1 protein-coding gene is annotated in these 261 nt (G+C 49.0%); it reads right to left on the bottom strand.

From position 1 onward, the window contains the following. A partial coding sequence (locus tag AC1RPK_RS07755; RefSeq protein ID WP_481769356.1) for a hypothetical protein occupies nt 1-227 on the bottom strand: 227 nt, incomplete at its 3' end. Nucleotides 228-261 lie beyond the last annotated feature (34 nt).

Genomic DNA, 261 nt, shown 5'->3' on the forward strand with positions numbered 1-261 from the left:
CTACAGGAGAGCTGCGTTGACGCCCGGATATCACCTTCAATGAGATACACCAATTCCACGGCTTCATCACGAAGGTATTCGAGTTCAGTTTCCGGAAGCGTGAGGCCCTTCAGGATATTGCACATGAATTCCGAGTAGTCGCTGTTTTCTCCTTTCTCCAGAAGCTTGGAGCGTAGATGCGTCAACAGCGTGAGGTGGCCCGAAGTCAGAAACATCTTTTTCAACATTCGCATTTCCTCCACAGGTATTGCGTAACAGCAT

The organism is Dellaglioa sp. CoH-55-MRSF-6 (assembly GCF_056782215.1).